Source organism: Myxococcus sp. CA039A (assembly GCF_013336645.1).
Classification (GTDB): Bacteria; Myxococcota; Myxococcia; order Myxococcales; family Myxococcaceae; genus Myxococcus; species Myxococcus llanfairpwllgwyngyllgogerychwyrndrobwllllantysiliogogogochensis.
In genome coordinates this window covers 1-24115 of sequence record NZ_JABUMQ010000164.1, presented here as the reverse complement: position 1 = coordinate 24115, position 24115 = coordinate 1, and the positions used below count along the sequence as shown (strand labels likewise).

Genomic DNA, 24115 nt, shown 5'->3' with positions numbered 1-24115 from the left:
GGGGAGATGAGGGGGGGCGAGCTGCTGGTGAGCACCATTCCGGACCCGATGGTGCAGGCGTGCGTCGTGGATTCACTCCTGGACATCGGGTTCCCCACCCCTTCCCGGGGTGGAAAAGCGACGGTGGTGTATCCCTTCGAATTCCGCGTACCCATGGAGGCTGGCCCGTGAGCCCCGGTTTTGCGTATGGTCCCGAGGCCCTCACGCCCCTCAATGCCCGTCTCCGTCGAACAGCTTGGCCCCCAGGACGCGGACGCCCTGCGGGCGCTGCTTTCGAAGGACCCGGTCCACAACCTCTACCTGCTGGGGTTGCTGGAGGAGTTCGGCATCGCCGCGCGGGGCCGCATCCCCTTCGCCTTCTACGGCCGCTTCGACAACCAGGCGCTCACCGCCGCGGTCTTCGTGGGGGGTGAAGGGGGCCTCGTCGTCCCCAGCGCCAGCGACGCGGGCGCCACCAGCGTCATCGCGGACGCGTTGGCCTCCTCGCTGCGCCTGCGGGCCACCGTGGGAGACAAGTCCGCCGTGGACGCGCTCCTGCGCAGCCTGTCCCCCGGCAAGCCAAGGCTGTCTCGCACCCAGCGGTTGTTCTCCGTGTCCGCGGATGACCTGGGGCCCTTCACCAATCCCCTCTTGAGGCTGGCCCGCGAAGAGGACCTGCCCCGCCTGCTCCCCCTCGCGCAGGGCTACGTGCGCGAGGCGCTGGAGAGAGACCCGCTGTCGGAGGACCCGAGCGGCTACGAGGCGCGCGTCGAGCAGCGCGTGCGCCAGCGCCGCACGTACGTACTGGAGGAGAACAACGCGCTGGTGCTCAAGGTCGACATCGGCAGCCGCTCCCAGTACGGCGCGGAGCTGGAGGGCCTGTACACCGTGCCCGCCGAGCGCAAGAAGGGCCACGCGACGCTGTGCCTGGGACAGATTTCCCGGCACCTGCTGTCCTCGCTGCCCCGGCTGACGATGCGAATCGACGAGCGCGACGAGAGCACCGCGCGCATCGCCCGCAAGGTCGGCTACCTGGCCGGCCGCACGTGGCGCCTGGTGCTGGTGGAGTAGCTCGCGGCCCCAGGTACGGATGCGGTACGGTCCGCGCCCTCCATGAGCCGTCCCACGCCTTCCCGCCGTCCCCTCTCTGGAGAGGGCCCCGTCATCCTCCACCGCGCCACGGACCCCCGCTGGCTGCCGCTGGCGCTCGAGCACTTCGACGCGGTGCTGGTGGACCACGCCCACTGCGAGAAGAAGGCCGCGGCCAACGCCCTCTCCATGCTCCAGGCGTACCCGGACCTGCCGGGCCTGCCGGCGCAGATGGCTCGGCTGGCGCGCGAGGAGAGCGCGCACCTGGCCCGCGTGCTGGACTTGATGGAAGCGCGGGGGCTGACGCTCACCAAGGACGCGGGAGACCCCTACGCCCAGGGCCTCCAGAAGCTGGTGCGCACGCCCGCCCTGGAGCGCAGGTTGGACAGGCTGCTCGTCGCCGCCGTCATCGAGGCGCGCTCCTGCGAGCGGCTGTCACTGCTCGCCGAAGGGCTCACGGACCCGGCGCTCGCCCGCTTCTACGGAGAGCTGGCCCAGTCCGAGGACGGGCACCAGTCGCTCTTCTTCCGTCTGGCGGTCACCGCCAACGGAGGCAACGAGGCCGCCGTGCGCGAGCGACTGGAGTGGATGCTCGGCCACGAAGCGCGCGTATTGGACGAGGTCGGCCTTCGCGCCGCCATCCATTGACGCCTTCGCGGCCTTCCCCTCGAACGGCCACACCCACGGCACCGCCACCGTCAGCACGCAGAGCAAGAGCGCGGTGAGCGGCGTGCCCAGCCGGAAGAAGTCCGTGAAGCGGTAGTGCCCCGGCCCGTAGACGAGCACGCAGCTGGGCTCCAGCGGGGTGATGAACGAGCAACTGGCCGCCAGCGTCACGCCCATGGCGAAGGGGCGCACGTCCACGCCCAGCTGGGTGGCCGCGTTGAGGGCCACTGGCAACACCACCAGCGCCGCGGCCTGGTTGGACATGGGCGCGGACAGGAGGATGGTGAGCAGCATCAGCGCCACCAGCACCGTGCGGGGCCCGCCGAAGTCGCCCAGCTCCGCCACGTGCCGCCCCAGGTACTTCCCCGCGCCGCTCACCTCCATGGCGAGCCCCAGCGCCATCATCGACCCGATGAGCAACACCACGCGCCAGTCCACGCGGAAGGCGTTGCGCGCGTCCACGCAGCGGGTGGCAATCATCGCCAGCATGCCGGTGAGCCCCGCCACCGACAGCGGGACGATATCCAGCGAGCCCGCGGCCAGCGCGCTCAGGAAGAGCACCACCGCGAGCAGCGCCTTGCCATAGCGCGGCGGTTGGTAGTCATGGCCCCCAAGCACCACCAACTGGCCCCCTTCCGCCAGCTCCGACACCTTCTGCCGGGGCCCGCGCAGGAGCAGCACGTCCCCCACCGCCAGGGGCAGCAGCGACATGCGCCGCTCGCCGAAGATGCGACCCAGCAGTTGGAGCTTGGTGACGCGCTGGATGCTCGGGTGACGGTGCAGCGCCAGCGCCACCAGCCCGTAGCGCTCCACGAAGAGCGACTCCCTCAAGCTCCGGCCCACCAGCGCGCTGCCCGGCGGCACCGTGGCCTCCACCAGCGCGGTGTCCTTGTCGAGCTGGTCCTCATCCGCCAGCCGCAGGTCCGGACGGATTTCGATGCCCCGCAGGTCCTTCACCCGGAGGATGTCCTCGCGACTGCCCTCCACCAGCAGCCGCTCGTCGCCACGCAACAACTGCGTGGGCTCGGCCGACGCCGCGCGCCCGTCCCGGACGATGCCGATGACGCGCAGCCCCAGGCCCTCGGTGATTTCCGCCAGCGGCTTGTCGATGTAGCGCGAGCCCTCCGGCAACACCGCCTCCGTGAGGTAGTCGCGCAGCACCCATTCCTCCTCGCCGGCCTTGCCCTCGCGCGAGGGCAACAGCAGGGGCCCCAGCACCACCACGACGAGGATGCCGATGACGGCCACCGGCAGGCCCACCGGCGCCAGCTCCGCCACGCCGATGCCGCGCATCCCCATGCGCTCCAACGCCGCGGACATCACGAGGTTGGTGGACGTGCCGTAGAGGAACACCATGCCGCCCAGCATCGACGCGTACGCCAGCGGCAGCAGCACCTTGCTCTTGGGCACCTTGGCCCGGTTCGCCGCGCCAATGGCCACCGGCAGGAACGCCGCCGTCGTCACCGTGTTGGAGATGATGGAGGAGAACACCGCCACCACCGTCATCATCGCCATGACGAAGGTCTGGTGGCCGAAGCGCGCGAAGAAGGCCAGCCGCTGCCCGACGAGCTGCACCACGCCCGTGGAGGCGAGCCCCTGCGTCATCGCCAGCAGCGAGAAGATGAAGATGACCGTGTCGTTGCTGAAACCCTCGAACGCCTGCGCGGGTGTCAGCACTCCCGTCAGCGCCAACAAGCACACCACCACCAGCGAGCTGACCTCGATGGGAATGGTGTCGATGGAGAACAGCACCAGCGCGACGACGACGATGCCCAGGACGATGGCGATGGTCATAAAACCCGGAGGGGCCCCAACCTGTACCCTCCGGGTGCGGACGGTGAGTCCCTGCCGCACCGCGCCGTCAACTACTAGATGCCCGGCCGCTGATAAGTGGAATTAGTAGAGCCCCGCCTGGGGGGGCGGTTGACTGCCGGACGCCAGTTGCTTTTGGGCGCCCCTTCCAGAAGTTTTGACCTTTCTCCCGCTGGTAGGGTGCTCGCCCTTTTTCACCAGGATAGGGAGCCCCTCTCTTGAGACAACACAAGGAAACTTCCATGGCTTCAACGCAAGTGGCGGCGGCGGCCTCTGTGGCCCCCACGAAGAACCCCACGCTGCTGGCCTGGGTGGCCGAGATGGCCAAGATGACCCAGCCGGACAGCATCGTCTGGTGCGACGGCTCCGAGGCCGAGAAGAAGCGCTTCACGGAGCAGGCGGTGCAGGAGGGCATCCTCATCCCGCTGAACCAGGAGAAGCGGCCGGGCTGCTATCTGCACCGCTCCAACCCGAACGACGTGGCGCGCGTGGAGCACCTCACGTTCATCTGTACGCCCAACAAGACGGACGCGGGCCCCACCAACAACTGGATGGAGCCGGAAGAGGCGTACACGAAGCTGGAGCAGCACTTCGCCGGCAGCATGAAGGGCCGCACCATGTACGTGGTGCCCTACGCCATGGGCCCCATCGGCAGCCCCTTCACGAAGATCGGCGTGGAGCTGACCGACAGCGTCTACGTGGTGCTGAACATGCGCATCATGGCGCGCATGGGTAAGCAGGCCCTGGACATGCTGGGCGACAGCGACGACTTCAACCGCGGCCTGCACAGCACCGGCGACGTGAATCCGGACCGCCGCTACATCTGTCACTTCCCCCAGGACAACACCATCTGGAGCTTCGGCTCGGGCTATGGCGGCAACGTGCTCCTGGGCAAGAAATGCCTCGCCCTGCGCATCGGCAGCTACCTGGGCCGCGAGGAGGGGTGGCTGGCCGAGCACATGCTCATCCTCGGCGTGACGAGCCCCAAGGGTGAGACGACCTACGTCGCCGCCGCCTTCCCGTCCGCGTGTGGCAAGACGAACTTCGCGATGATGATTCCGCCCGCCGAGTACAAGGGCTGGAAGGTGGAGACGGTCGGCGACGACATCGCCTGGATGCGCCCGGGCCCGGATGGCCGCCTGTACGCCATCAACCCGGAGGCCGGCTATTTCGGCGTCGTCCCCGGCACCAACTACAAGACGAACCCCAACGCCATGGAGACCATCTCCAAGGACACCCTCTTCACGAACGTGGCCCTGACGGCCGACGGCGACGTGTGGTGGGAGGGCAAGGACGGCGAAGTCCCGGAGGAGCTCACCGACTGGCAGGGTCGCCCCTGGAAGAAGGGCAGCCCGGAGAAGGCGGCGCACCCCAACAGCCGCTTCACCGCGCCCATGTCCAACAACCCGGCGCTGAGCCCCAAGGCCAATGACCCGACGGGCGTGCCCATCTCCGCCCTCATCTTCGGCGGCCGTCGCTCCACCACGGTTCCGCTGGTCATCCAGGCCTTCAACTGGACGCACGGCGTGTTCCTGGGCGCGACGATGGGCAGCGAGACGACGGCCGCGGCCACCGGCAAGGTGGGCGTGGTGCGCCGCGACCCCATGGCCATGCTGCCCTTCTGCGGCTACCACATGGGCGACTACCTCCAGCACTGGCTGGACATGCAGAAGACCATTCCCCAGCTGCCGAAGATCTTCCAGGTGAACTGGTTCCGGCAGGACAAGAACGGCAAGTTCCTGTGGCCGGGCTTCGGCGACAACATGCGCGTGCTGGAGTGGGTGGTGAACCGCGTGCATGGCCGCGTCCCCACGAAGGAGACGCTCCTGGGCTGGGTGCCGCGCGCCGACGAGGGCCTCAACCTCAAGGGCCTGGACGTCCCCGCGGACGTCATCGCGGAGGCCACCTCCATCAAGGAGGACGAGTGGAAGACCGAGCTGAAGAGCCAGGAGGTCTTCTTCGAGCAGCTGGGCACCAAGGCCCCGGAGGCGCTGACGCTCCAGCGCAAGCTGCTGATTTCGCGGCTGGAGAACTAGTCGCCCGCCTGTAGCGTCCTGAATCACCCGTCGGGGCCGCTTCCTGACCCATTCACTGGGTGGGAGCGGCCCCGACTCGTTTCACGAAGAGTGAGGTCGCCCTCTTCGACCGAAGGCCGGCTTAGCGATAGGCTTGTGTCCATCATGAGACTGGTCTTCGTTTTGTCGGCGGCCCTTGTGCTGTCGCCCCCGGTGGCGCTCGCCCAGCGCGGCGCCAAGAATCCAGCGGCCCTCATCAAGGACGGCGAGCGGCTCTACCAGGCAGGCAAGTACGCCGAAGCGGCGGACGTGCTGAAGAAGGCCCACGAGGCCCAGCCCAACCCGCGCCTCATCTTCAACATCGCCGTGTCGTTGGAGAACGCGGGCGAGCTGAAGGAGGCTCTCTCCTGGTACCAGCAGTACGTCGGCAACACCGAGGGCACGGACCCGGCGCTGCTCAAGCGCAGCGCGCGCAGCATCGACAAGCTGCGGCTCCTGCTCGACAAGGAGAACCAGGCCCAGGCGTCCGCGGACGCCGAGCGCCAGAAGCTCCAGGAGGAGGCCGAGGCGGCCCGGCGCCGCGCGGACGAGGAGCAGCTGGCGACGAAGCGCGCGGAGGAGGAGAACGAGCGGCAGCGACAGGCCGAGTTCGCGCGCGCGATGAAGTCCTACCAGCGGCAGAAAATCGCGGCGTTCGCCATTGGCGGCGTGGCCGTGCTGGGCGTGGGCGCCGGCGTGCTCTTCGGCATGCAGGCCTCCGACGAGCGGGAGAAGTTCGACGCGGCGCGCACGGAAGACACCAAGCAGAGCTTCGCGGACAGCACCAAGAGCAAGGCGCTGCTCGCGGACATCGGCTTCGGCGTGGGCCTGGCCGGCGCCATCACCGCCATCATCCTGTATCCGAAAGACGGCCCCCCCGTGGAGGGCGAGGTCCGGCTGACGCTGGCGCCTCGCGGAACCGGCGCGGGCCTGGAGGTCAGCTTCTGATGAAGACCCTGGGACTCATGACGTGCTGCGCGGCGCTGCTGGCCGGCTGCAGCTTCACCACCGCGAGCGGCCTCACCGAGTGTGAGTCGAGCGCGGACTGCGACACCAATCAGGTCTGCTCGGCGTCCGGCTTCTGCCTGCCCCAGCCGGAGGGCTGCGGCGAGGTGGTGGGCACCACCACTGGACGGCCCATCCTCCTGGGCGCGGCGCTGCCCCTGACGAACTCGGGCGGCCCGGACGAGTCCGAGGTCCAGGCGCTCAACGCCATCAAGCTGGCGCTCGAGGAAATCAACCAGCGCGAGGGCATTGGCGGCCGGTTCTTCAACCTCCTCATCTGCGACACCCGCTCCGACCCGGCGCGGGCCAAGACGCAGGCGGAGTGGCTGGTGACGGAGAAGGGCGTGCCGGCCATCTTCACCTCCGGCAGCGCGCAGACCATCGCCGTCAGCAGCGTCGCCATCGCCAACAACGTGTTGTTGATGACGCACACCTCCACCAGCGCGGACATCGCCAACCTGAGCGACAAGACGGCGGCGTCCGGCGACGTGGGCCTCGTGTGGCGCACGGCTCCCTCGGACCTGCTCCAGGGCCGCATCATCGCCGACCTGGTGCGCAACGCCCGGCCGTTGGCCGACAGCAGCCGGCCCTTCGCCACGGTGAGCACCGTGAGCCTGGTCTACGTGGACGACGCCTACGGCCAGGGCCTGTTCGACACGATTCTCACCCGGTTGGGCACCGACCGGGTGCCGTCCTCCGCGCCGTACCAGCGCAACGGGGACGTCAGCGCCGCGGTGACCCGCCTCGTCGACGGCAAGCCCGACGTGGCGGTGATGGCGGGCTTCTCCGAGGACAACGCCAAGATCATCAGCCAGGCCGTCACGCGGGGCCGCACGGGGCAGATGTACTTCTTCACCGATGCCAGCAAGGACTCGGGCCTCTTCACGGCCCTGGGCGCGGCGCGCACCCAGATTGAAGGCGCCTACGGCACCTCTCCCGCGCAGGCCCGCCTGGGCGACACCGTGTACAACACCTTCAAGGAGCGCTTCCGCTCGGCCAACAACAACACCGACCCGGGCCAGTTCTCCTTCACCGCGCACGCGTACGACGCCATGTACCTGGTGGCGCTGGGCGCGGCCTACGCCGCGGGGGCGGACGTCAACAACCCGCAGCCCATCACCGGCGACCGCATCGCCGTGGGCCTGTCGAAGCTGACGCCGCCCTCGGGCACGCAGGCCACCACCTACCCCCTGGGCTTCAGCCGCTTCACCGACGCGCGCAACGAGGTCAGCACCGGCAAGGTCATCAACGTGCAGGGCGCCAGCGGCGCGCTGGACTTCGACGCCACCGGCGAGGCCCCGTCCGAGTACGAGCTGTTCCGCGTGGAAGGCGGGGCGTTCAAGACGGTGGAGCTCATCATCCCGCCGCAGACCTGAGCCGCACGCGCTCTACTCCGCCGCCCCCAGCACCCGCGTGAGCGGGCCCAGGGCGGCGGAGAACACCTCGGGCGGCGGCAGCAGGGACAGCACCAGGAACGCCCCCGAGTCGAAGTCGTAGAAGTAGCCGGGCTGCGCGAGCACGCCCGCGTCCAGGAGCGCGAGGCACGTCGCCTCGTCTCCCGGCTCCCTCGGAATCCGCAGCACCGCGCTCCACCCTCCGTGCGCGGGCACCACGTCCCACGGAGCACCCGGGGGACGCGCGGCGACGAGGCGACGGCGGTGGCCCCTCACCCGCTCCAGCAGCGCCTCCTGGAAGACAGGCGCGTGGGCGAGCAGCGCGGGCAGGGCCAGTTGCACCGGGGTGCCCACGGACAGGTACGTGTCCGCCACCCACTCCAGGCGCGCCAGGGCCTCGTCACGCGCGGCGGGAGGGCCGCCCACGTGCGTCCACCCCAGCTTCAGGCCGGGCAGGCCGCAGACCTTGGAGAGGCCGGAGAGGCTGAAGGTGAGCATGGGCAATTCGCGCCCCGCCACGCTGGCCACGCGGTGCGGCTCCACGTCCCAGCCGTAGTCGGAGAACACCTCGTCGCAGAGGAGGGCCAGGCCGTGGCGCGCGCAGACGTCCGCCAGCGCGGCCAGCTCCCCCTCTTGCAGGAAGTGGCCGGTGGGGTTGCCGGGATTGACGACGAGCACGGCGCGGGTGCGCGGGCCGAGCGCGGCCTCCACCGCGCCCGCGTCCAGGCCGAAGCCATGCGCCAGCGGCAGGCGGTAGGGACGCGTGCCCACTCCCTCCAGCCGGGCCAGGTGCTCGAAGAGGGGGTAGCAGGGGGCCGGGACGAGCACGTCGTCACCGGGCTCGCACAGCAGCTTGAAGAGCCAGCCGTACGACTCACTGGTGCTGGCGGACAGCACCAGGTGCCCAGGGGAGATGACGGGCCCCCGGGAGGAGAGGTGGGCGGCCACCGCCTCGCGAGCCGAGGGGAGGCCGAGCGCTTCCGGTGCGTAGTCCAGCGCACCGGGAGGGTGGAGCAGTCCGGCGTCAGGCGCCGGGAGCCCCACGCGGGTGGGGTTGGAGACGGTGAGGTCCAGCGGAGGGAGGCCGCGGTGTCGAGCGAGCGCCTCCGCCAGGGGATTGGGGGTGCGGGAGAAGTCGGTGCGGAAGGAGAAGCGGCTCACAGCCCCGTCTGGAGCATGGCGTTGGCGACGCGGCGGATGAGCTCGCGGCGCACTTCCTTCCTGCAATGTTCAATGGCCTTGTCATGAGGCCTGGGAAGCTCCGGGTCCCTGGCTCGCAGGGCGGTGCGGAGGACGAGCTCTACCTTCGTAGGCTCGATGTGGAACAGCCGGGCCCCGTCCTTCTGGAGGAAGTAGGACAACCCTCTCTGGTCGAGGAGCTTGTGGAAGAAGCGTCGGACGTCCGCGAGGAACGTGAGGTCGATGATGTCCGCCATTCGTGAAGGCGTTCTCGCGCGGAAAAAACGGCGCGTCCATTTCACGGCCGCGTCACCCGAAAACTTGCGCGACCTGTAGCACTCGCGTGGAAGGCGGAACGCGCGGGAGGCCGAATTCTCGGCCTCGGCGCTCACGGCACCAGAGGGCGCAGGGCGCGGCGGAACGCGGAGTGCCGGCGCCGGGCGTCGGCCTCGAACGGCACCGGGCCGAGCACGGGAACGCCATGCCGCGCCTCCAGCAGCGCGCGGTTGTCGCGCTCGGAAGTGTCCCGTTCCTGGGAAGAGCGCGACAGCAGCACGGCGCGCACCGGGATGCGGCGGGCCGCGAGCGCCTGGAGCGACAGCGCGGTGTGGTTGAGCGTCCCCAGCCCCGCGCGCGCCACCAGCAACACGGGCAGGCGCAGGGTCTGGATGAGGTCGATGACGTCGTGGCGGGAGTCCAGGGGGACGAAGAGGCCGCCGGCCCCCTCCACCACCGCCGGCCCGTGCTTCAGGCGCGCCCAGGCGGCCAGGGTGACGTCCCAGTCCGGCTCCCGGCCCAGGCGAGCGGCGGCCACGCCCGGCGCCACGGGGGCGCGGAAGCGGTGCGGACAGAGGACGTCCAGGGGCAGCGTGCTCCTCGCCGCTTCGCGCAGGGACAGCGCATCCGCCGGAGCCCGAATGGAGGCGCACCCGCTCTCGTAGGGCTTGAAGCCCTCGGGGGAGAGGCCCGCGTCGACCAGCAGGGACAGCAGGGCCCGCGACGTCTGCGTCTTGCCGACGCCCGTGTCGGTACCCGTGACGAAAATCTGGAACGGCTTGGACATGACGTGCTCACCAGGTCATGGGAAGAAGGATGCGCGGGCCCATCCATCGGCGCCGCGACCTCGGGGTGTCGCGAGAACGAGCCGCCCCGAGGGCCGAGCCCTTCGCCGGGGCAACTTCCGTGAGAGGCGTGGGAGTCGAGCGTGCATCGCAGGCCCGTGAGGGCCTACTCCTCTCCACGCTGGTGCACTCCCACGCCGCGCAGGGACTCCAGCGCCAGGTCCACGTGGCCCAGCGTGTGCGCCGCCGACAGGCAGAAGCGCAACCGGCTCGTGCCTTCGGGAACCGTGGGCGGGCGGATGGCCTTCACCAGCACCCCCGCCTCGCGCAGCTTCCTCGCCGCCTCCAGCGCGCGCTCGGGCCCGCCGAGCACCACCGGGAACACCGCGCTGCGAGGCTCCGCGCGCAGGCCCATGGAACGCAGCCCGTCCGAGAAGCGCCGGATGTTGCGCCACAGCCGCTCGCGCAGCTCCGGGTCCTTCTCCACGGCCTCCACCGCCGCCTCCGCCGCGGCGCACATCGCCGCCGGCAGCGCGGTGGAATAGATGAACGGCCGCGCCCGGCTGATGAGCAGGTCCGCCACCACGCGCGACGTGGCCACGTACGCGCCCTGCCCTCCCAGCGCCTTGCTCAGCGTGCCCATGCGCAGGTCGACCTGGTCTTCCAGGCCCAGCTCCTCGCACAGCCCCGCGCCTCGCGCCCCCAGGACGCCCGTGGCGTGCGCCTCGTCCACCATCAACGCGGCCCCGTGCGCCCGGCACGCCGCGACAATCTCGCGCAGCGGCGCCACGTCCCCATCCATGGAGAACACCGTGTCGGTGACGACGAGCTTGCGCCGCGCGGGCGTCTCCTCCAGCGCCTTCGTCAGCGCCTCCACGTCCGCGTGCGGATAGACGACGACGCGGGCGCGCGACAGCCGGCAGCCATCCACCAGCGAGGCGTGGTTGAGCGCGTCGGAGAACACCGCGTCCCCCGGTCCCACCAGCGCGGGCAGGATGCCGGTGTTGGCCGCATAGCCGCTGTTGAAGAGCAGCACGGCCTCGGCCCGCTCGAAGGCCGCCAGCCGCGCCTCCAGCCGGTGATGCACGGCGGTGTCACCCACCACCAGCCGGCTGGCACCCGTGCCCAGCCCGTACCGCTCCACCGCGGCGATGGCGGCGGCCCGCACGGAGGCGGAGGCCGCCAGGCCCAGGTAGTCGTTCGACGAGAAGTTGACGAGCGTCTCGCCGCCGACCCGCACCACCGGGCCCTGCGGCGAATCCAGCGGCTCCAGGTAACGGCGCAGGCCACGAGCCTGGAGCGACGCCAGCTCCTCCCGGGCCCAACCGGACGCCGGCGCCGACGAGGCCCCGACGCCCTCCTGCTTCACGTCACTCACGAGCGCCGCCCTACCCCTCTTGCCGGGGCTCCAGGGGGCGGATGCCCGCCTTCTCCAAGAGCGCCATGTCCTGGGTGTACTGGGGGTTGCCGGTGGTGAGCAGCTTCTCGCCGAAGAACAGCGAGTTGGCGCCCGCCATCATGCACATGAGCTGCGCCTCCTCATTCATCTGCTGGCGGCCCGCGGACAGGCGCACCATGGACTGGGGCATCAGGATGCGGGCAGTGGCGATGGTGCGCACCATGTCCACCGTGTCCACGCGGGGCTGCTCGGCCAGGGGCGTGCCCTCCACGGCCACCAGCGCGTTGACGGGCACCGACTCCGGGTGGTGGTCCTGGTTGGCCAGCGTGCGCAGCAGGTTGCAGCGATCATCCACCGACTCGCCCAGGCCGATGATGCCGCCGCAGCACACGGAGATGCCCGCGTCGCGCACGCGGCCCAGCGTCCGCAGGCGATCATCGTAGAGCCGGGTGGAGATGATGTCGCCGTAGTGCTCGGGCGAGGTGTCCAGGTTGTGGTTGTACGCGGACAGGCCCGCTTCCTTCAGCCGCTTCGCCTGGTTGTCGGTGAGCATGCCCAGCGTGGCGCACGCCTCCATGCCCATGGCCCGCACGCCCTTCACCATCTCCAGCACGCTGTCGAACTGCGGGCCGTCCTTCACCTCGCGCCACGCGGCCCCCATGCAGAAGCGGGTGGCCCCGGCCGAGCGCGCCTTCTTCGCGGCGTCCAGCACCTCCGGCACCGCCATCAACTTCTCCGCCTTCACGCCCGTCTTGTAGCGGGCCGCCTGGGGGCAGTACGCGCAGTCCTCCGAGCAGCCGCCCGTCTTGATGGAGAGGAGCGAACACAGCTGCACCTTGTTGTCCGTGAACACGGCGCGGTGGACCGTCTGCGCGCGGTGCACCAGGTCCAACAGGGGCATGGCGTAGATGGCGCGAACCTCGGCCAGCTCCCAGTCATGGCGCACGGCGACGCCCTCGGGCGCGGGCGCGGCATGGTGGGCATGGCCGTGAAAGGACTCGCTGGAAGCGGCGGTGTCGGACATGGGCTCCTCGAAATCGTGAGGAGCGCGAAGCTGCGCGGGCGGCGGAAACTTGTCAACGCCTCAGCGCGGACAGGTTGACAACATCCCACCCGTCCCTCTGAAAAGACGACCGGCGCCCACGGGAGACCCGGAGCGCCGGCCGTGACCCTTCCCTAGACGGGAAGGGGTGCGTCAGACATGGACGCGACGCCGACCGGCCAGTCCCACCAGGAACAGGACGGCGATGGCACCCAGCACGGAGAACAGCAGACCGGACGGGTGCAGGTCGAAGATGCGGCCGTCACTGCGGAACAGCGAGCCGATGAAGCCGCCCACGAAGGAGCCGACGATGCCCAGCAGCGTGGTGGCCACCAGCCCCATGGACTGATTCCCCGGCATCAGGGCGCGAGCAAGAAGACCAGCGAGAAGGCCAATGACCAGGAAAGCGATAATCCCCATGACGGACCTCACTATGAGTGGTGAAGGGGGCGCACGGAGCGGCGCCCACCTGGCTTGTGATTGAGCCAGCGCGTCTCCGCGCCGCCCGTGGGAATGAAGCTGGGTCGCCCCTCCCTTTCGTACAACTCGCTGGCATGGGGATTGACATCGCGCCTGCCTGCTCACCAATCGTGCCTGCTCGACAGCCCGCCGGAACGTCAGGGTTCCGAGATACACACACAACCCATGGCGAAGGCGAAGACGCACTACACCTGCCAGGCTTGCGGGTACCAGACGGCGAAGTGGCTGGGGAAGTGCCCGGACTGCGGCGCGTGGAGCTCGTTGCTGGAAGAGGCCGGGGCGAAGCAGGACGAGAAGCGCCCGGCGTGGGGCGCCTCGGGCGGCGCGGCGAAGCCCATGCTGCTCAAGGAAGTCAGCGGCGAGACGGAGGTGCGCCGTCGCACGGGCATCGCGGAGTTCGACCGCGTGCTGGGCGGGGGCGTGGTGAGCGGCTCCGTCGTGCTGCTGGGCGGAGACCCGGGCATCGGCAAGTCCACGCTGCTGCTCGCCGCGCTGGACAGGCTGGCCCGCCATGGCCCCGTGCTCTACGTGTCCGGTGAGGAGAGCCTGCGCCAGACGAAGATGCGGGCGGAGCGGCTGCGCGTGGAGGGAGACGCCATCCACCTGTTCGCGGAGACGGACGCGGAGCGGGTGCTCGCGGCCACCGAGTCGCTCAAGCCGCAGGCGCTCGTCGTGGACTCCATCCAGACGATGTACCTGCCGGAGCTGGGCAACGCGCCGGGCAGCATCACCCAGGTGCGCGAGGTCGCCGGCCGGCTGATGGCCTACGCCAAGCGCACGGGGGTGCCCACCTTCATCGTGGGCCACGTGACGAAGGAGGGCTCCATCGCCGGCCCCCGCGTGCTGGAGCACATGGTGGACACCGTCCTGTACTTCGAGGGCGAGCGCGGCCACCCCTTCCGAATCCTGCGCGCGCACAAGAACCGCTTCGGCTCCACCAACGAGATTGGCGTCTTCGAGATGAAGGGCGCGGGCCTGGTGGAAGTCTCCGACCCCTCCGCCCTCTTCCTGTCCGAGCGCCCCGTGGGCAAGTCCGGCAGCGTCGTCACCAGCACGCTCAACGGCACCCGTCCCCTGCTGGTGGAGGTGCAGGCACTGGTGGCGCCCACCGGCTACGGCACGGCGCGGCGCACCGCCATCGGCGTGGACGGCAACCGCGTGGCGCTGCTCGCCGCGGTGCTGGAGAAGAAGGAGGAGATTCCGCTGGTGGGCTGCGACCTCTTCGTCAACGTGGCGGGCGGCATGCAGCTCAACGAGCCCGCGTGTGATTTGGCCGTCTGCGCGGCGCTGGTGAGCAGCCTCCAGAACCGGCCCATGGACCCGCACACGCTGGTGCTGGGGGAGGTGGGCCTCGCGGGCGAGGTGCGCGCGGTGGGGCAGATGGAACCCCGGCTCGTGGAGGCCGCGAAGATGGGCTTCCAGCGCGTGGTGATGCCCGCGGGCAGCGCCCGGCGCATGGAGGGCACGAAGCTGAAGGTGGTGGGCGTGGAGACGCTGGGCGACGCGCTGCGCGCGATGTTCGACTGAAGGCCCCTACTTCTTGCCGACCACCGTGAAGGGCACAGGCTCCGGGCGCGCGTCGTAGCTGCCGCGCGACGCCTGGATTTCCGCGCGGTGCTGGACGGCCCACTGGCCCAGCACCGTGACGGGCTCGAGCAGCGTCCGGCCGAGCGGCGTCAGCGCGTACTCCACCCGGGGAGGCACCGTCGGATGGACGGTGCGGGTGACGAGCCCGTCGCGCTCCAGGCCGCGCACGGTGAGCGTCAGCATCCGCTGGGAGATGCCCTCGATGGCCCGCTTCAAGTCGCTGAAGCGCAGGGGCCCCTCTCCCAGGCTCCCCACCACCTGGACGCTCCACTTGTCGCCCACCCGGGTGAGCACATCCCGGACGGCCAGGCAGGACTCCGACGCTGGATCAGGCCTCGCGGAGGGCTCCAAAGACTTCACGGACCCTGGTGACATGGATGTGCCTCCTTGTGGAGAAATGCGCGGACCGTTACTGGTTCGCCGGTTACCTGTTGTAACCGACGCACCTTTCGGAACCCACTTCCCTTTCAGGGAGTCCCCCATGACGACCGCCGCCTCCTCCACCGCAGTGTCCACCCCCTCCAAGCCCTGGGCTCTCTGGCTGGGTCGCGCCTTCTCGGCGCTCACCGTCGCCGGGCTCGGCTTCAGCGCCGTGATGAAGGTGAGCCAGTCGCCCGACGTCATCAAGGGCTTCGAGCACTTCGGCTATCCCGCGTCGGTGATTGTCACCATCGGGGTGGTCGAGCTCCTGGTCGCGCTGCTCTACGCGGTACCCCAGACGGCGGTGCTCGGCGCCATCCTCGTCACCGGCTACCTGGGCGGCGCGACGGCGACGCACGTGCGCGTGGCGGACCCGTTCATCGCGCCCATCATCCTGGGCGTCCTCGCCTGGGCGGGCCTGTTCCTGCGGGACGCGCGCCTGAGGGCGCTGCTGCCCCTGCGCCGCACCCCCTGAAGCACGCCCCCTCCCGCGCCCCTTCCAGCTTCGAAGGGGCGCGAGGCTCGGGCAGTCACGCGCGAACTACCAGTTGACGACGAAGGTGCAGGAAGCCCCGCCCTTCTGCCGACAGCCGTGCGCCGGGTCATGCGTCACCGTGGCGTTTGGCATGAAGCGCTGGGCCATGCCCTTGACCAGCCCCTGGTCGAACCGACACGGATAGGGATTGCCACACACCACATAGCCCTCGTTCTTCCCGGCGATGGCGGTGTAGGCGTAGTGGCCAATGCCCTCCAGCATCTCCCCCGTGGCGGGGTTGAACATGTCCTTGCCGTTCTTCCGGTGGTTCATGTGGAAGGCCACGTCGATGGAGGCCAGGGCCTTGTGGATGTCCGTGATGTCCGCCGGGAACACGGCGTTCTTCGGAATCATCGACCCGACCTTCTCCAGGCCGCGCCCGCCCAGCAGGGTGTCGATCTTCTTGTACGCCAGCAGGTAGTCCTCCAGCGGGTACCAGGCACTGGGGTCGAGCGCGCGCTCCCCCCCGGCGCCGCGCGCCTGGACCTTCATCACGTCCAGCAGGGCATTCACCAGCACGGAGAAGGATTGGATGGCCTCGACGATGGAAACGACGCTCAGGCCCGTGACGGTGATGCCGGGCTCATAGGAAGCTTGTGACATGTTGAGAGGTTCCTGAAGAGGGTTCGGCCTTACCGACCGTTGGACTCGAAGGCACGGTGGGCGGTGTGGTTGCGCAGATACATGAAGCACTCCTTCAACCCATCCCGCAGGCTGCCGAGCGTCTTCACATCACGCAGGTCCACGCCAATCTGGGTCAGCGTCTGCGCGATGACGGGGCTGATGCCCGTGACGACGCAGTAGGTGCCGAGCAGGCGGGCGGCGTTGACCATCTTCACGAAGTGGTTCGCGGTGGAGGTGTCCACCACCTCCACGCCCGTGATGTCGATGATGGCGCACCGGGCCTTGCCCTGGGAGATGCGGTGCAGGAGCCGCTCGGTCATCTCCAGCGAGCGCTGCGTGTCCACCACGCCGACGATGGGGAGCGTCAGCACGTCCTCCCACAGCTCGATGATGGGCGTGGACAGGTCTCGGATGGCCAGCCGCTGCCGCTCGATGGTGGAGAGCTTCTCCTCCAGCTCACGCCGCGCGACGTCGAGCTTCCGGATGGACTGCTCGTTCTCGTGCACGGACGCGTGGAGCTGGCGCGCGAAGAGGTTGATGGTTTCCTCGAACGAGGAGAACGCATCGTCGTTCTCCAGCGGGATGAGGTGCTGGTCCGGGTTGAACTCCCCGAGCGAAATCATCGCCAGCACGTCTCGGATGCGCTCGAGGCGCTCGAGGTTGACTTCGACGACCTGGGACTGCGGTTGCGACTGATTCATGGGGCGAGGAGGCCCGGACCGTGTGTCAGGGAGAACAGCGTGAACGGCCCGATACCGGAGCTTTTCGAAAGGATATGCCCAAATCCTCACATGGCTTCAAATGGGTGGAGGCAGACCCGGATGAAACACCGAATTCACCGTCTACACCGCTCGAAGCCGGATACTCCTGCAAACATCGCCAACCCTGGGGCGGCGGGCAATTCCTCATCAATCCAGACATGAATCCTGGCAATCAACCGAGCGCTCGCACCCCAATCCCATATCAACCGTGCCGGAAGCGACATCCGGACGCGCTCGTGGGCTCGCGGGCACCTTCGCGTCACACGATTGAGGAGCAGTCGACGCTTGCGGCGGGAGTCCCGTCCACGGGCTGACGCGACGCCTCGCGCGCTGACGCGGCGATGACCTGCCGTGACTAGGACAGGGGCATGGCGTCCATCGACCCACCCGAGACCCGCACCCTCCTGGCGGACGTGAAGCCCCGACTGCGAGGCGTGTCCCATGCCCTGGCCTTCCTGGCCGCGCTGTGGGGCTGCTTCGTGCTGGCCATCGCCCCCGCCCAGGGCACGCAGCAACTGGCCGATGGGGTCTTCGGCTTCTCCCTGGTCCTGATGTTCGGCACCAGCGCGGCCTATCACCTGCCCACCTGGAGCCCTGTCGCGTACCAGCGCCTGCGGCGGATGGACCACGCGGCCATCTACCTGCTCATCGCGGGGACCTTCACCCCGCTGGCCACGCTCGACGCCCCGGGCGCCTGGACGGAATACCTGCTCGGGGTGATGTGGGCCTGCGCGCTCACGGGCGCGGGGCTCTCGCTGCTGGGCACCTCCGGGCCACGCGGCGTCCGCTCGGTGCTCTACACCCTCCTGGGCGCCATGGCGGCCCCGGTGATGCTGCGGCTGCCCGGCGTGATTGGCGCCGAGCGGGCCTCGTGGCTCCTCTTCGGCGGCGGCCTCTACGCCGTGGGCGCCGTCGTCTACGCGCGCAAGTGGCCGGACCCCAGCCCCGCCGTCTTCGGCTACCACGAGGTGTTCCACATCCTGGTCATCGCCGGAGCCAGCACGCACTACGCCGTGCTCGTCGACTTCCTCTGGAACTGCTGAAAACGTCGCGCGTCCGCGACCGGGGCGCCCCACTTCGTCAGCCCGCAAGCACCCTACGTGCGACTCGTCGGCCAGACACAGCAACCCCATTGACAGGTTACGAACTTCGAGCGTGCTTCCGCGCCCGTTCCATATAACTTGTCAATGTGGTTTCGAACTTCACCGAGGTCCCCATGGCCGCCAGGCATCGCCCCACTCCCGCGCATCCCCCTGTTCCGAAGGGAGAGCTGAGGGACGGGTTCAAGTTCCGCTCGGGGCGGCTGTCGTTGGACCTGCCGGCCACCCTGGCCGGGCGACTCCAGGACGTGCCGAGGGACTTGCTCCAGGCGCCGGCGGACCTGGGACGGTGGCTGGTGGCCGCGGGACTGGCCACTCAGATGCAGGAGCCCTCGGCGGAAGAGCTGACGCAGGCGCGAGAGCTGCGCGAGGCCATCTACCGGCTGGGCATGGCGCGCGCGCGGGGCGAGAGCTTCTCCGCCAGGGACCGCGCCATCCTCAATCGATGGGCCGCGGAGCCGCCTCCGGCGCCGCAGCTGGGGCCTCGGGGCCTGCTGTGGACGGGCGCGGGCGTGAGGGGACAGCTCGCGGCGGTGGCGCGCGACGCCGCGGAGCTGCTGGGAGGCCCGTTCGCGGAGCGCATCCGCAACTGCTCGCAGGAGGGCTGTGCCCTGCTCTTCGTCGACACCTCTCGCTCCGGTCAGCGGCGCTGGTGTTCCATGGCGGGCTGTGGAAACAAGGCCAAGGTGGCGGAGTTCCGTCGGCGCCAGCGCGCGGACACCCGTTAGGTCGCCCGAGCCAGCGCCAGGAGCCTGCGGGCCTGGGCCTCCAGCGCGGCACGCATCTCCTCGGGCTGCTGGACGTGAAAGGCGAAGGGCAGCCGCGACAGCTCGCGGGCGAACCAGTCCAGGTCTTCGGTCTGTCCGAGCAGCCGCACGCCGCCTCCGTCCATCGGCTCCAGCACGCCCAGCGTGGCGAAGATGGCGCGCCGCGCGGTCGCCAGGTCCGTGTCGAGCCGCACCTCCACCGCGTGCGCGCGCGGCAGGCTGGCCACCGCGAGCGTCACATGCGCCAGCGCATCGAAGCCGTCGGGCCGCTCGAAGCTCATGTCGAGCGACTGCACGGCGCGCACGCGGTCCAACCGGAACGTGCGCAGCCCCTGGCGCAGGTGGCAGACGCCCACCGCGTACCAGCGTCCGCCGCGCCAGACGAGGCCATAGGTGTCGAACTCGCGTTCGGTGTCCTCGTCCCGTGCGGCGCGGTAGGACAGGCGCACGCGCTGCCGCTGCTGCGCCGCGGCGCTGAGCGCGACGAGCGCGGTGTTGTCCAGCGTCGCCCGTGAGCCGGAGATGTCGAGCGTCACCGACTCGTCCACCGCCCTCACCCGCCGCTTGAGCGGCGCGGGCATCACCCGCTCCAGCTTCGCCTGGGCGCTGGCCACCGCGGGTGCCGCTTCCGACAGTCCCATGCCCCGCGCGGCCAGCAGGCCCACGGACAGCGCCAGGACTTCGTCATCGGTGAACATCATGGGCGGCAGCTTGAAACCCGCCACCAGCATGTAGGCGCCGTCGCGTCCGCGCTCGGCGGTGATGGGGATGCCCAGTTCCTCCAGCTTCAGGATGTAGCGACGCACCGTGCGCCGGTCCACCTCCAGCCGCCGCGCCAGCTCCGAGCCGCTCATCCGCCCATGCGTCTGCAACAGCTCGAGCACGGTGAGCACACGCGTGGTGGGACGGGACATGGGGCGCGAACCTAATGCCCAGGGCGCCCGAAGTCCGACGAAGCCCGCTCGTATTCACCCCAGGTGAAGAAAAACCAGAAGGGTCCCGGGTCGGCGTCCCACACTCGTCGTGAGGGGACTTCGCACACACCCCCGTCACCGACCGGGAGGACCGATGCATCGGAGCCCGCCCTAACGGGCCGGGCTCTGGGAGCAGCGACAACGGGCCGGGCTCCGGTAGCAGCGACAACAGGCCGTGCGCTGGGAGCAGCGACGACGGGCTGGGCTCCGGGAGCAACCACAACGGGCGCTGGGAGCAGCGACGACGGGCTGGGCTCCGGGAGCAACCACAACGGGCGCTGGGCGCAGCGACGACGGGCTCTGAGAACAGCGACAACGGGCCGGGCTCCGGGAGCAACGACTCCGGCCAGGCGTCACCCCGATTCGCGGCACCACTGGACCGAGCAGGGACGGACTCCGGCTTCACGCTGGAGCCCTGTCCGAATCAGGACCGATTCCGCCCTACATGCCCCGTACGGTGCCGTTCATGGCCTCGCCCCCCCCCCTCCGGGCGCTGGCGCTGACGGAAAGGCTCGCGGAATCCGATGACGCAGACCTCGCACCTGTGGCTGTTCTTCGTGTTGGTGTTTGGCATCGTCATCCTCCCGGGGCTGGACATGGCGTTCGTCCTGGCCAGTTCCCTGGTGGGAGGCCGCCGCGCGGGGCTGTCCGCGGTGGGTGGCATCATCGCCGGGGCCGCGTGCCACGTCCTGGTCGGCGCGACGGGCGTCGCCGTGCTGCTCACCGTCATGCCCGCCGCGTTCAATGCCCTCTTGTGGGTGGGCGCGCTGTACGTGGCCTGGATGGGCCTGTCGCTCGTGCGCAGCCCGGCCGCATTCTCCGCGTCGTCACAGTCGGGGCAGCGCTCGGCGGCGGCGACGTTCCGTCAGGGAGCCCTCACCAACCTGCTCAACCCGAAGGCGTACGTCTTCATGCTCGCCGTCTTCCCGCAGTTCCTGCGGCCGGAATATGGGCCCATCTGGCTCCAGGCCCTGGCGCTCGGCGCCATCATCGCGCTCACTCAAGCCGCGGTGTATGGCGCCGTCGCGCTCGCCGCGGACCGCGCACGCGGCTGGCTGGAGTCACGTCCCTCCGCCAGCGCGCGCGTCGCTCAAACCGTGGGGGGCCTCATGATGCTCGCCGCCGTCGTCACCGCCATCGAAGGCTGGCGCAGCACCTGACACCGCCCACTCATGTTCTGCGGACGGTGCTCGAACGAATGGCTCTCAAGATGAGCAGCAGGACAACCGCTCCGATGAAGGCCACGAAGATGGTCCCCGCGATTCCACCGAAGGGCTGCCCCGCACCCAGGGCGCGGAAGATGAAACCACCCAGGAACGCGCCCACCACACCCACCACGATGTCTCCGATGATGCCATAGCCGCCACCCACGACGGCCGACGCCAACCACCCGGCGATGAGGCCGATGACCGCCCACACTAGAATCGTCTCCAAAGACATCACGTCCCTCCTCGCGCTGAAGTGACCTGAAGACAGGATAAGCACGCCGGTTCGCGCTCGGCTGGAAGCCAGGTCGTTCGCAAGACAAGCAAGAAGACGTCCGACCGGTTTTAACTGACTTTCTGCTCTTCCAGAGGTAGCTGAAGCTTCAGCCGCTCCAGGTGTCGGAGCCGGCCGAAGCCAAGGAGAGCGCGCATGGGACAGCGTCGGAATGATTCATTGTGGATGAAGTGGGGAATGCTGGTGTGGGTAGGAGCGGCGGTCGCCGGCTGCGCACCGGAGGCAGGGGGGGACGAGGCGGAGGTGGGACAGGCGGAGCAGGGGCTCGCGGCCTGCTCGTATGTGATTACGACGAACACCTACGTGGGCGCGGACTGGTGGGGCACCCTGGTGTTCCAGAACACGGGCACCAGCGCGATGACGAGTCCGACGATTGCGTTCGGCGTCCCCAGCGGCGTGACGTGTGACCACGACGAGCCGGGCTGGACGCACACGCAGAGCGGCTCCACGTGTACGTACTCGCGGACGTCGGGGCTCACCGTGGGCGTGAATGCGTCGTACACGTTCTACTATTCGACGAACACGAACACGTCGTTCACCGCGACGAACGTCGTCATCAGCGACCCGAGCTGTGGGGGCACCGTGCCGCCGGTGACGGGGCTGACGGCGAACCAGAAGAAGGTGGCGGAGGCGCTCACCAGCATCTGGGAGAACGACACGCCCACCATCGACTATGCGTACTCGGAGAACATCCAGGACGGGCGTGGCTACACGAATGGACGCGCGGGCTTCTGCACGGGCACGGGCGACGCCATCCAGGTCATCCAGTGCTACAACGCCCGGCGCAGCGCGGCCAACGGCAACATCATGGCCAAGTACATGCCGGGGCTGACGACCATCAACAACCGCTTCCTGTCCACGGGTCAATCCCAGCCATCCACGTCGGAGCTGGACGTCATCGGCAATTGGACGGCGGATTGGGCCACCAGCTACAACAACACGACGACGCGCGCGGACTTCAAGGCGTGCCAGGACCAGGTCAGCGACCAGTTCTATTACACGCCGGCGATGAACGAGGCGAACAAGTGGGGCGCCTCCCAGGCCCTGTCGAAGATGGCGCTGTATGACGCGTACATCAACCACGGCGAGTCCGGCGTGAAGAGCCTGACGCGCGCGACGAACATCGCGCTGGGCAACACCGGACAGGTGGCGCCCGCGGTGGGCCACAACGGCATCACCGAGTCCGCGTGGCTTCAGAAGTTCATCGAGAAGCGCCGCGACGTGCTGGCCGCCGACTCCACGTGGGTGGACGCCATCGACCGAATCGCCGCGTACGAGAAGCTGCGTCGCAGGGGCAACTGGGACCTCTCCGCCGCCGTCCGCAACGACGTGCGTGCTCGCGACTGCTGGACCACGACGTATCCGTTCAGCGGCTACACCGTGCGCAACATCAACGCGGATGGCACCTGGAGCACGCCGGGCACGTACACGTTCTCATGTAACTAGCGGCACCCTGACGCCCTGGTGTGAGTGCGTCAGGGCGTCGTCGCCGCGCGCGGGGGCTCGGAGGATGCGGGCCCTTCGCGACGCAGCCGTCCGCGCAGCGGCGCGGCCACCCAGGTGAGCAGACAGAGCAGCAGACCCAGTCCGCTCACCGCCAGGGAGGCCGCTTCACCGGGAGGGGCATACCGCCACACCACGCGGTGTGCTCCCGCGGGGACGGCCACGGCGCGCAGTGCGTGGTTCGCGGGAAGGACCTCCGTCGGAACCTCATCCACGGTGGCGCTCCAGCCCGTGAAGTACGCGTCCGACAGCACCAGGACGGAGGGACGCGTGGCATCGACCTCCACCTCCACTTCGTCCACTCCGTAGCGCGTGAGCGTGGCCTTCCCGGGGTCCCCTCCCGGAGGCGCCGTGGGCAAGGGCTCGCGACACTCGACGACGGCCTGCTGGCCGGGGACGAAGTCGGGCGAGGCGATGACAGCCAGGCTCTCCTCCGGGCCCGACACGCACCGAGGCGCGGCGAGGTAGACGCGCGGCAGGGGTCGGGGATGCGCGAGCAGGGAGACCTTGAACGGCTCGCTCGTGGACAACACGTTGTTCCGCAGCCGGCGCTCCTCCACCTGGGTCTCATCCGCGACGAAGTAGCTCACGCCCGCGAGCGGCCCATACCGGTTCCACCACTGACGCTGATCCTTCAGGAGGTCCGCCACGCGAGCGGACAACGCGGGCAGGTACCAGTTCGCGCTCTCCACGCCCCACGCCGACGCGCTGTCCGCCGCGAGCACCATCCGCGTACCCGCCACCTGCGCCTCATCCGGAGTCAGCCCCTCCACCGTCTCCGGCAGGGCGATGCCCGACGCGGTGTAGACGCGCGCGCGGCCTGGCAGGGACGGGCCCTCGCGCCGCTGGAGTTCCTCCACGAACGGCGGCGCCGTGGTGAGCAGCCGCTGGTCACACGAGACATAGATGGGCTCGCTGACGCGATACAGGTCCGCCGCGAGCAGCAACACCCAGCCCAGGCCCACCTGCCTTGGGTGTGCCGCGAAGAGGGCGAACAGGCCCATCCCCACACAGGTCACCGCCACACAGGCGGCGTCCACCGTGAGCCGCTCCCCGACCTGACGCGACAGCTCCGCCCACGACGCGTCCGGCCCCGAATAGAAGCCTCGCAGCGCCTGCGCCAGCCACAGCCCCGCGCCCGTCAGCGCCAGCAGCAGCATCCCGGCGCCCAGGCCCACCAGCCC

Annotated in this window: 23 protein-coding genes and 1 pseudogene; 11 read left to right on the top strand and 13 right to left on the bottom strand. The window is 69.5% G+C overall.

All coding sequences use genetic code 11. The features are described from left to right. The first annotated feature begins 213 nt into the window (after positions 1 to 213). Positions 214 to 1050 (top strand): GNAT family N-acetyltransferase, encoded by an 837-nt coding sequence (locus HR086_RS25930; RefSeq protein WP_174454700.1) that lies wholly within the window; start codon positions 214 to 216, stop codon positions 1048 to 1050. A gap of 42 nt (positions 1051 to 1092) precedes the next feature. After that, the gene (locus tag HR086_RS48720) at positions 1093 to 1716 is read left to right on the top strand and encodes a tRNA-(ms[2]io[6]A)-hydroxylase (protein WP_254625021.1); all 624 of its coding nucleotides are present in this window, start codon (positions 1093 to 1095) and stop codon (positions 1714 to 1716) included. Here HR086_RS48720 and HR086_RS25925 read toward each other — a convergent pair. Continuing rightward, positions 1717 to 3528: pseudogene (locus tag HR086_RS25925) on the bottom strand (SLC13 family permease); the annotation flags it as partial. 260 nt (positions 3529 to 3788) lie between these two features. Here HR086_RS25925 and HR086_RS25920 point away from each other — a divergent pair. The 3 genes from HR086_RS25920 to HR086_RS25910 all read left to right on the top strand — a co-directional run bounded on the left by HR086_RS25920 (position 3789) and on the right by HR086_RS25910 (position 7981). Continuing rightward, entirely contained in the window at positions 3789 to 5582 is a 1794-nt protein-coding gene (locus tag HR086_RS25920) for a phosphoenolpyruvate carboxykinase (GTP) (protein ID WP_141647128.1), read from the top strand. A 144-nt stretch (positions 5583 to 5726) separates the two neighbouring features. Then, positions 5727 to 6548 carry a tetratricopeptide repeat protein gene (locus HR086_RS25915; protein ID WP_174466957.1) on the top strand — a complete coding sequence of 274 codons (822 nt, stop codon included), beginning with the start codon at positions 5727 to 5729 and terminating at the stop codon, positions 6546 to 6548. Beyond that, positions 6548 to 7981 (top strand): ABC transporter substrate-binding protein, encoded by a 1434-nt coding sequence (locus tag HR086_RS25910; protein ID WP_174466956.1) that lies wholly within the window; start codon positions 6548 to 6550, stop codon positions 7979 to 7981. Before HR086_RS25915 ends, HR086_RS25910 begins: the two co-directional genes overlap by 1 nt. A gap of 12 nt (positions 7982 to 7993) precedes the next feature. On the opposite strand, the gene HR086_RS25905 is transcribed toward HR086_RS25910, so the two are convergent. The 6 genes from HR086_RS25905 to HR086_RS25880 all read right to left on the bottom strand — a co-directional run bounded on the left by HR086_RS25905 (position 7994) and on the right by HR086_RS25880 (position 13100). Next, positions 7994 to 9160 carry a pyridoxal phosphate-dependent aminotransferase gene (locus HR086_RS25905; RefSeq protein ID WP_174466955.1) on the bottom strand — a complete coding sequence of 389 codons (1167 nt, stop codon included), beginning with the start codon at positions 9158 to 9160 and terminating at the stop codon, positions 7994 to 7996. Beyond that, entirely contained in the window at positions 9157 to 9435 is a 279-nt protein-coding gene (locus HR086_RS25900) for a hypothetical protein (RefSeq protein ID WP_141647132.1), read from the bottom strand. Before HR086_RS25900 ends, HR086_RS25905 begins: the two co-directional genes overlap by 4 nt. 131 nt (positions 9436 to 9566) lie before the next feature. Beyond that, entirely contained in the window at positions 9567 to 10241 is a 675-nt protein-coding gene (bioD, locus tag HR086_RS25895) for a dethiobiotin synthase (protein ID WP_174466954.1), read from the bottom strand. A 164-nt stretch (positions 10242 to 10405) separates the two neighbouring features. Further along, positions 10406 to 11617 carry an 8-amino-7-oxononanoate synthase gene (gene bioF / locus HR086_RS25890; RefSeq protein ID WP_174454694.1) on the bottom strand — a complete coding sequence of 404 codons (1212 nt, stop codon included), beginning with the start codon at positions 11615 to 11617 and terminating at the stop codon, positions 10406 to 10408. 10 nt (positions 11618 to 11627) lie between these two features. Further along, positions 11628 to 12662 carry a biotin synthase BioB gene (gene bioB / locus HR086_RS25885; protein ID WP_174454693.1) on the bottom strand — a complete coding sequence of 345 codons (1035 nt, stop codon included), beginning with the start codon at positions 12660 to 12662 and terminating at the stop codon, positions 11628 to 11630. Between the two features lie 171 nt (positions 12663 to 12833). Then, complete coding sequence (locus HR086_RS25880) at positions 12834 to 13100, bottom strand: GlsB/YeaQ/YmgE family stress response membrane protein (protein ID WP_141647136.1); 267 nt, start codon at positions 13098 to 13100, stop codon at positions 12834 to 12836. A 225-nt stretch (positions 13101 to 13325) separates the two neighbouring features. On the opposite strand from HR086_RS25880, the gene radA reads away from it, so the two are divergent. Beyond that, positions 13326 to 14687 (top strand): DNA repair protein RadA, encoded by a 1362-nt coding sequence (gene radA, locus HR086_RS25875; protein ID WP_174454692.1) that lies wholly within the window; start codon positions 13326 to 13328, stop codon positions 14685 to 14687. Between the two features lie 6 nt (positions 14688 to 14693). On the opposite strand, the gene HR086_RS25870 is transcribed toward radA, so the two are convergent. Next, a complete protein-coding gene (locus HR086_RS25870) occupies positions 14694 to 15122 on the bottom strand; it encodes a helix-turn-helix domain-containing protein (protein ID WP_174454691.1) in 429 nt (142 codons plus the stop codon). 106 nt (positions 15123 to 15228) lie between these two features. Between HR086_RS25870 and HR086_RS25865 the strand changes: the two genes are divergently transcribed. Continuing rightward, positions 15229 to 15642 (top strand): DoxX family protein, encoded by a 414-nt coding sequence (locus HR086_RS25865; RefSeq protein ID WP_174454690.1) that lies wholly within the window; start codon positions 15229 to 15231, stop codon positions 15640 to 15642. 66 nt (positions 15643 to 15708) lie between these two features. On the opposite strand, the gene HR086_RS25860 is transcribed toward HR086_RS25865, so the two are convergent. Further along, a complete protein-coding gene (locus HR086_RS25860) occupies positions 15709 to 16305 on the bottom strand; it encodes a hypothetical protein (protein WP_174454689.1) in 597 nt (198 codons plus the stop codon). A 29-nt stretch (positions 16306 to 16334) separates the two neighbouring features. Continuing rightward, a complete protein-coding gene (locus HR086_RS25855; RefSeq protein WP_141647141.1) occupies positions 16335 to 17027 on the bottom strand; it encodes an STAS domain-containing protein in 693 nt (230 codons plus the stop codon). Positions 17028 to 17455: 428 nt separating this feature from the next. Here HR086_RS25855 and HR086_RS25850 point away from each other — a divergent pair, with 428 nt between their 5' ends. Beyond that, positions 17456 to 18130, top strand: a complete 675-nt coding sequence (locus HR086_RS25850) for a hemolysin III family protein (RefSeq protein WP_174466953.1) — start codon at positions 17456 to 17458, stop codon at positions 18128 to 18130. Positions 18131 to 18303: 173 nt separating this feature from the next. Continuing rightward, positions 18304 to 18915, top strand: coding sequence for an ABATE domain-containing protein (locus HR086_RS25845; protein ID WP_141647143.1), 612 nt, complete (start codon positions 18304 to 18306; stop codon positions 18913 to 18915). On the opposite strand, the gene HR086_RS25840 is transcribed toward HR086_RS25845, so the two are convergent. Further along, entirely contained in the window at positions 18912 to 19868 is a 957-nt protein-coding gene (locus tag HR086_RS25840) for a YafY family protein (protein ID WP_141647144.1), read from the bottom strand. The genes HR086_RS25845 and HR086_RS25840 overlap by 4 nt on opposite strands. A gap of 584 nt (positions 19869 to 20452) precedes the next feature. Here HR086_RS25840 and HR086_RS25835 point away from each other — a divergent pair. Next, positions 20453 to 21088 (top strand): LysE family translocator, encoded by a 636-nt coding sequence (locus tag HR086_RS25835; protein WP_174466952.1) that lies wholly within the window; start codon positions 20453 to 20455, stop codon positions 21086 to 21088. A gap of 10 nt (positions 21089 to 21098) precedes the next feature. On the opposite strand, the gene HR086_RS25830 is transcribed toward HR086_RS25835, so the two are convergent. After that, a complete protein-coding gene (locus HR086_RS25830) occupies positions 21099 to 21368 on the bottom strand; it encodes a GlsB/YeaQ/YmgE family stress response membrane protein (RefSeq protein WP_141648469.1) in 270 nt (89 codons plus the stop codon). Between the two features lie 195 nt (positions 21369 to 21563). On the opposite strand from HR086_RS25830, the gene HR086_RS25825 reads away from it, so the two are divergent. Continuing rightward, positions 21564 to 22874 carry a chitosanase gene (locus HR086_RS25825; protein ID WP_141648470.1) on the top strand — a complete coding sequence of 437 codons (1311 nt, stop codon included), beginning with the start codon at positions 21564 to 21566 and terminating at the stop codon, positions 22872 to 22874. A gap of 29 nt (positions 22875 to 22903) precedes the next feature. Here the strand turns inward: HR086_RS25825 and HR086_RS25820 are convergent. After that, positions 22904 to 24115, bottom strand: a 1212-nt coding sequence (locus HR086_RS25820; RefSeq protein WP_174466951.1) for a YfhO family protein, incomplete at its 5' end; no start/stop codon positions are given.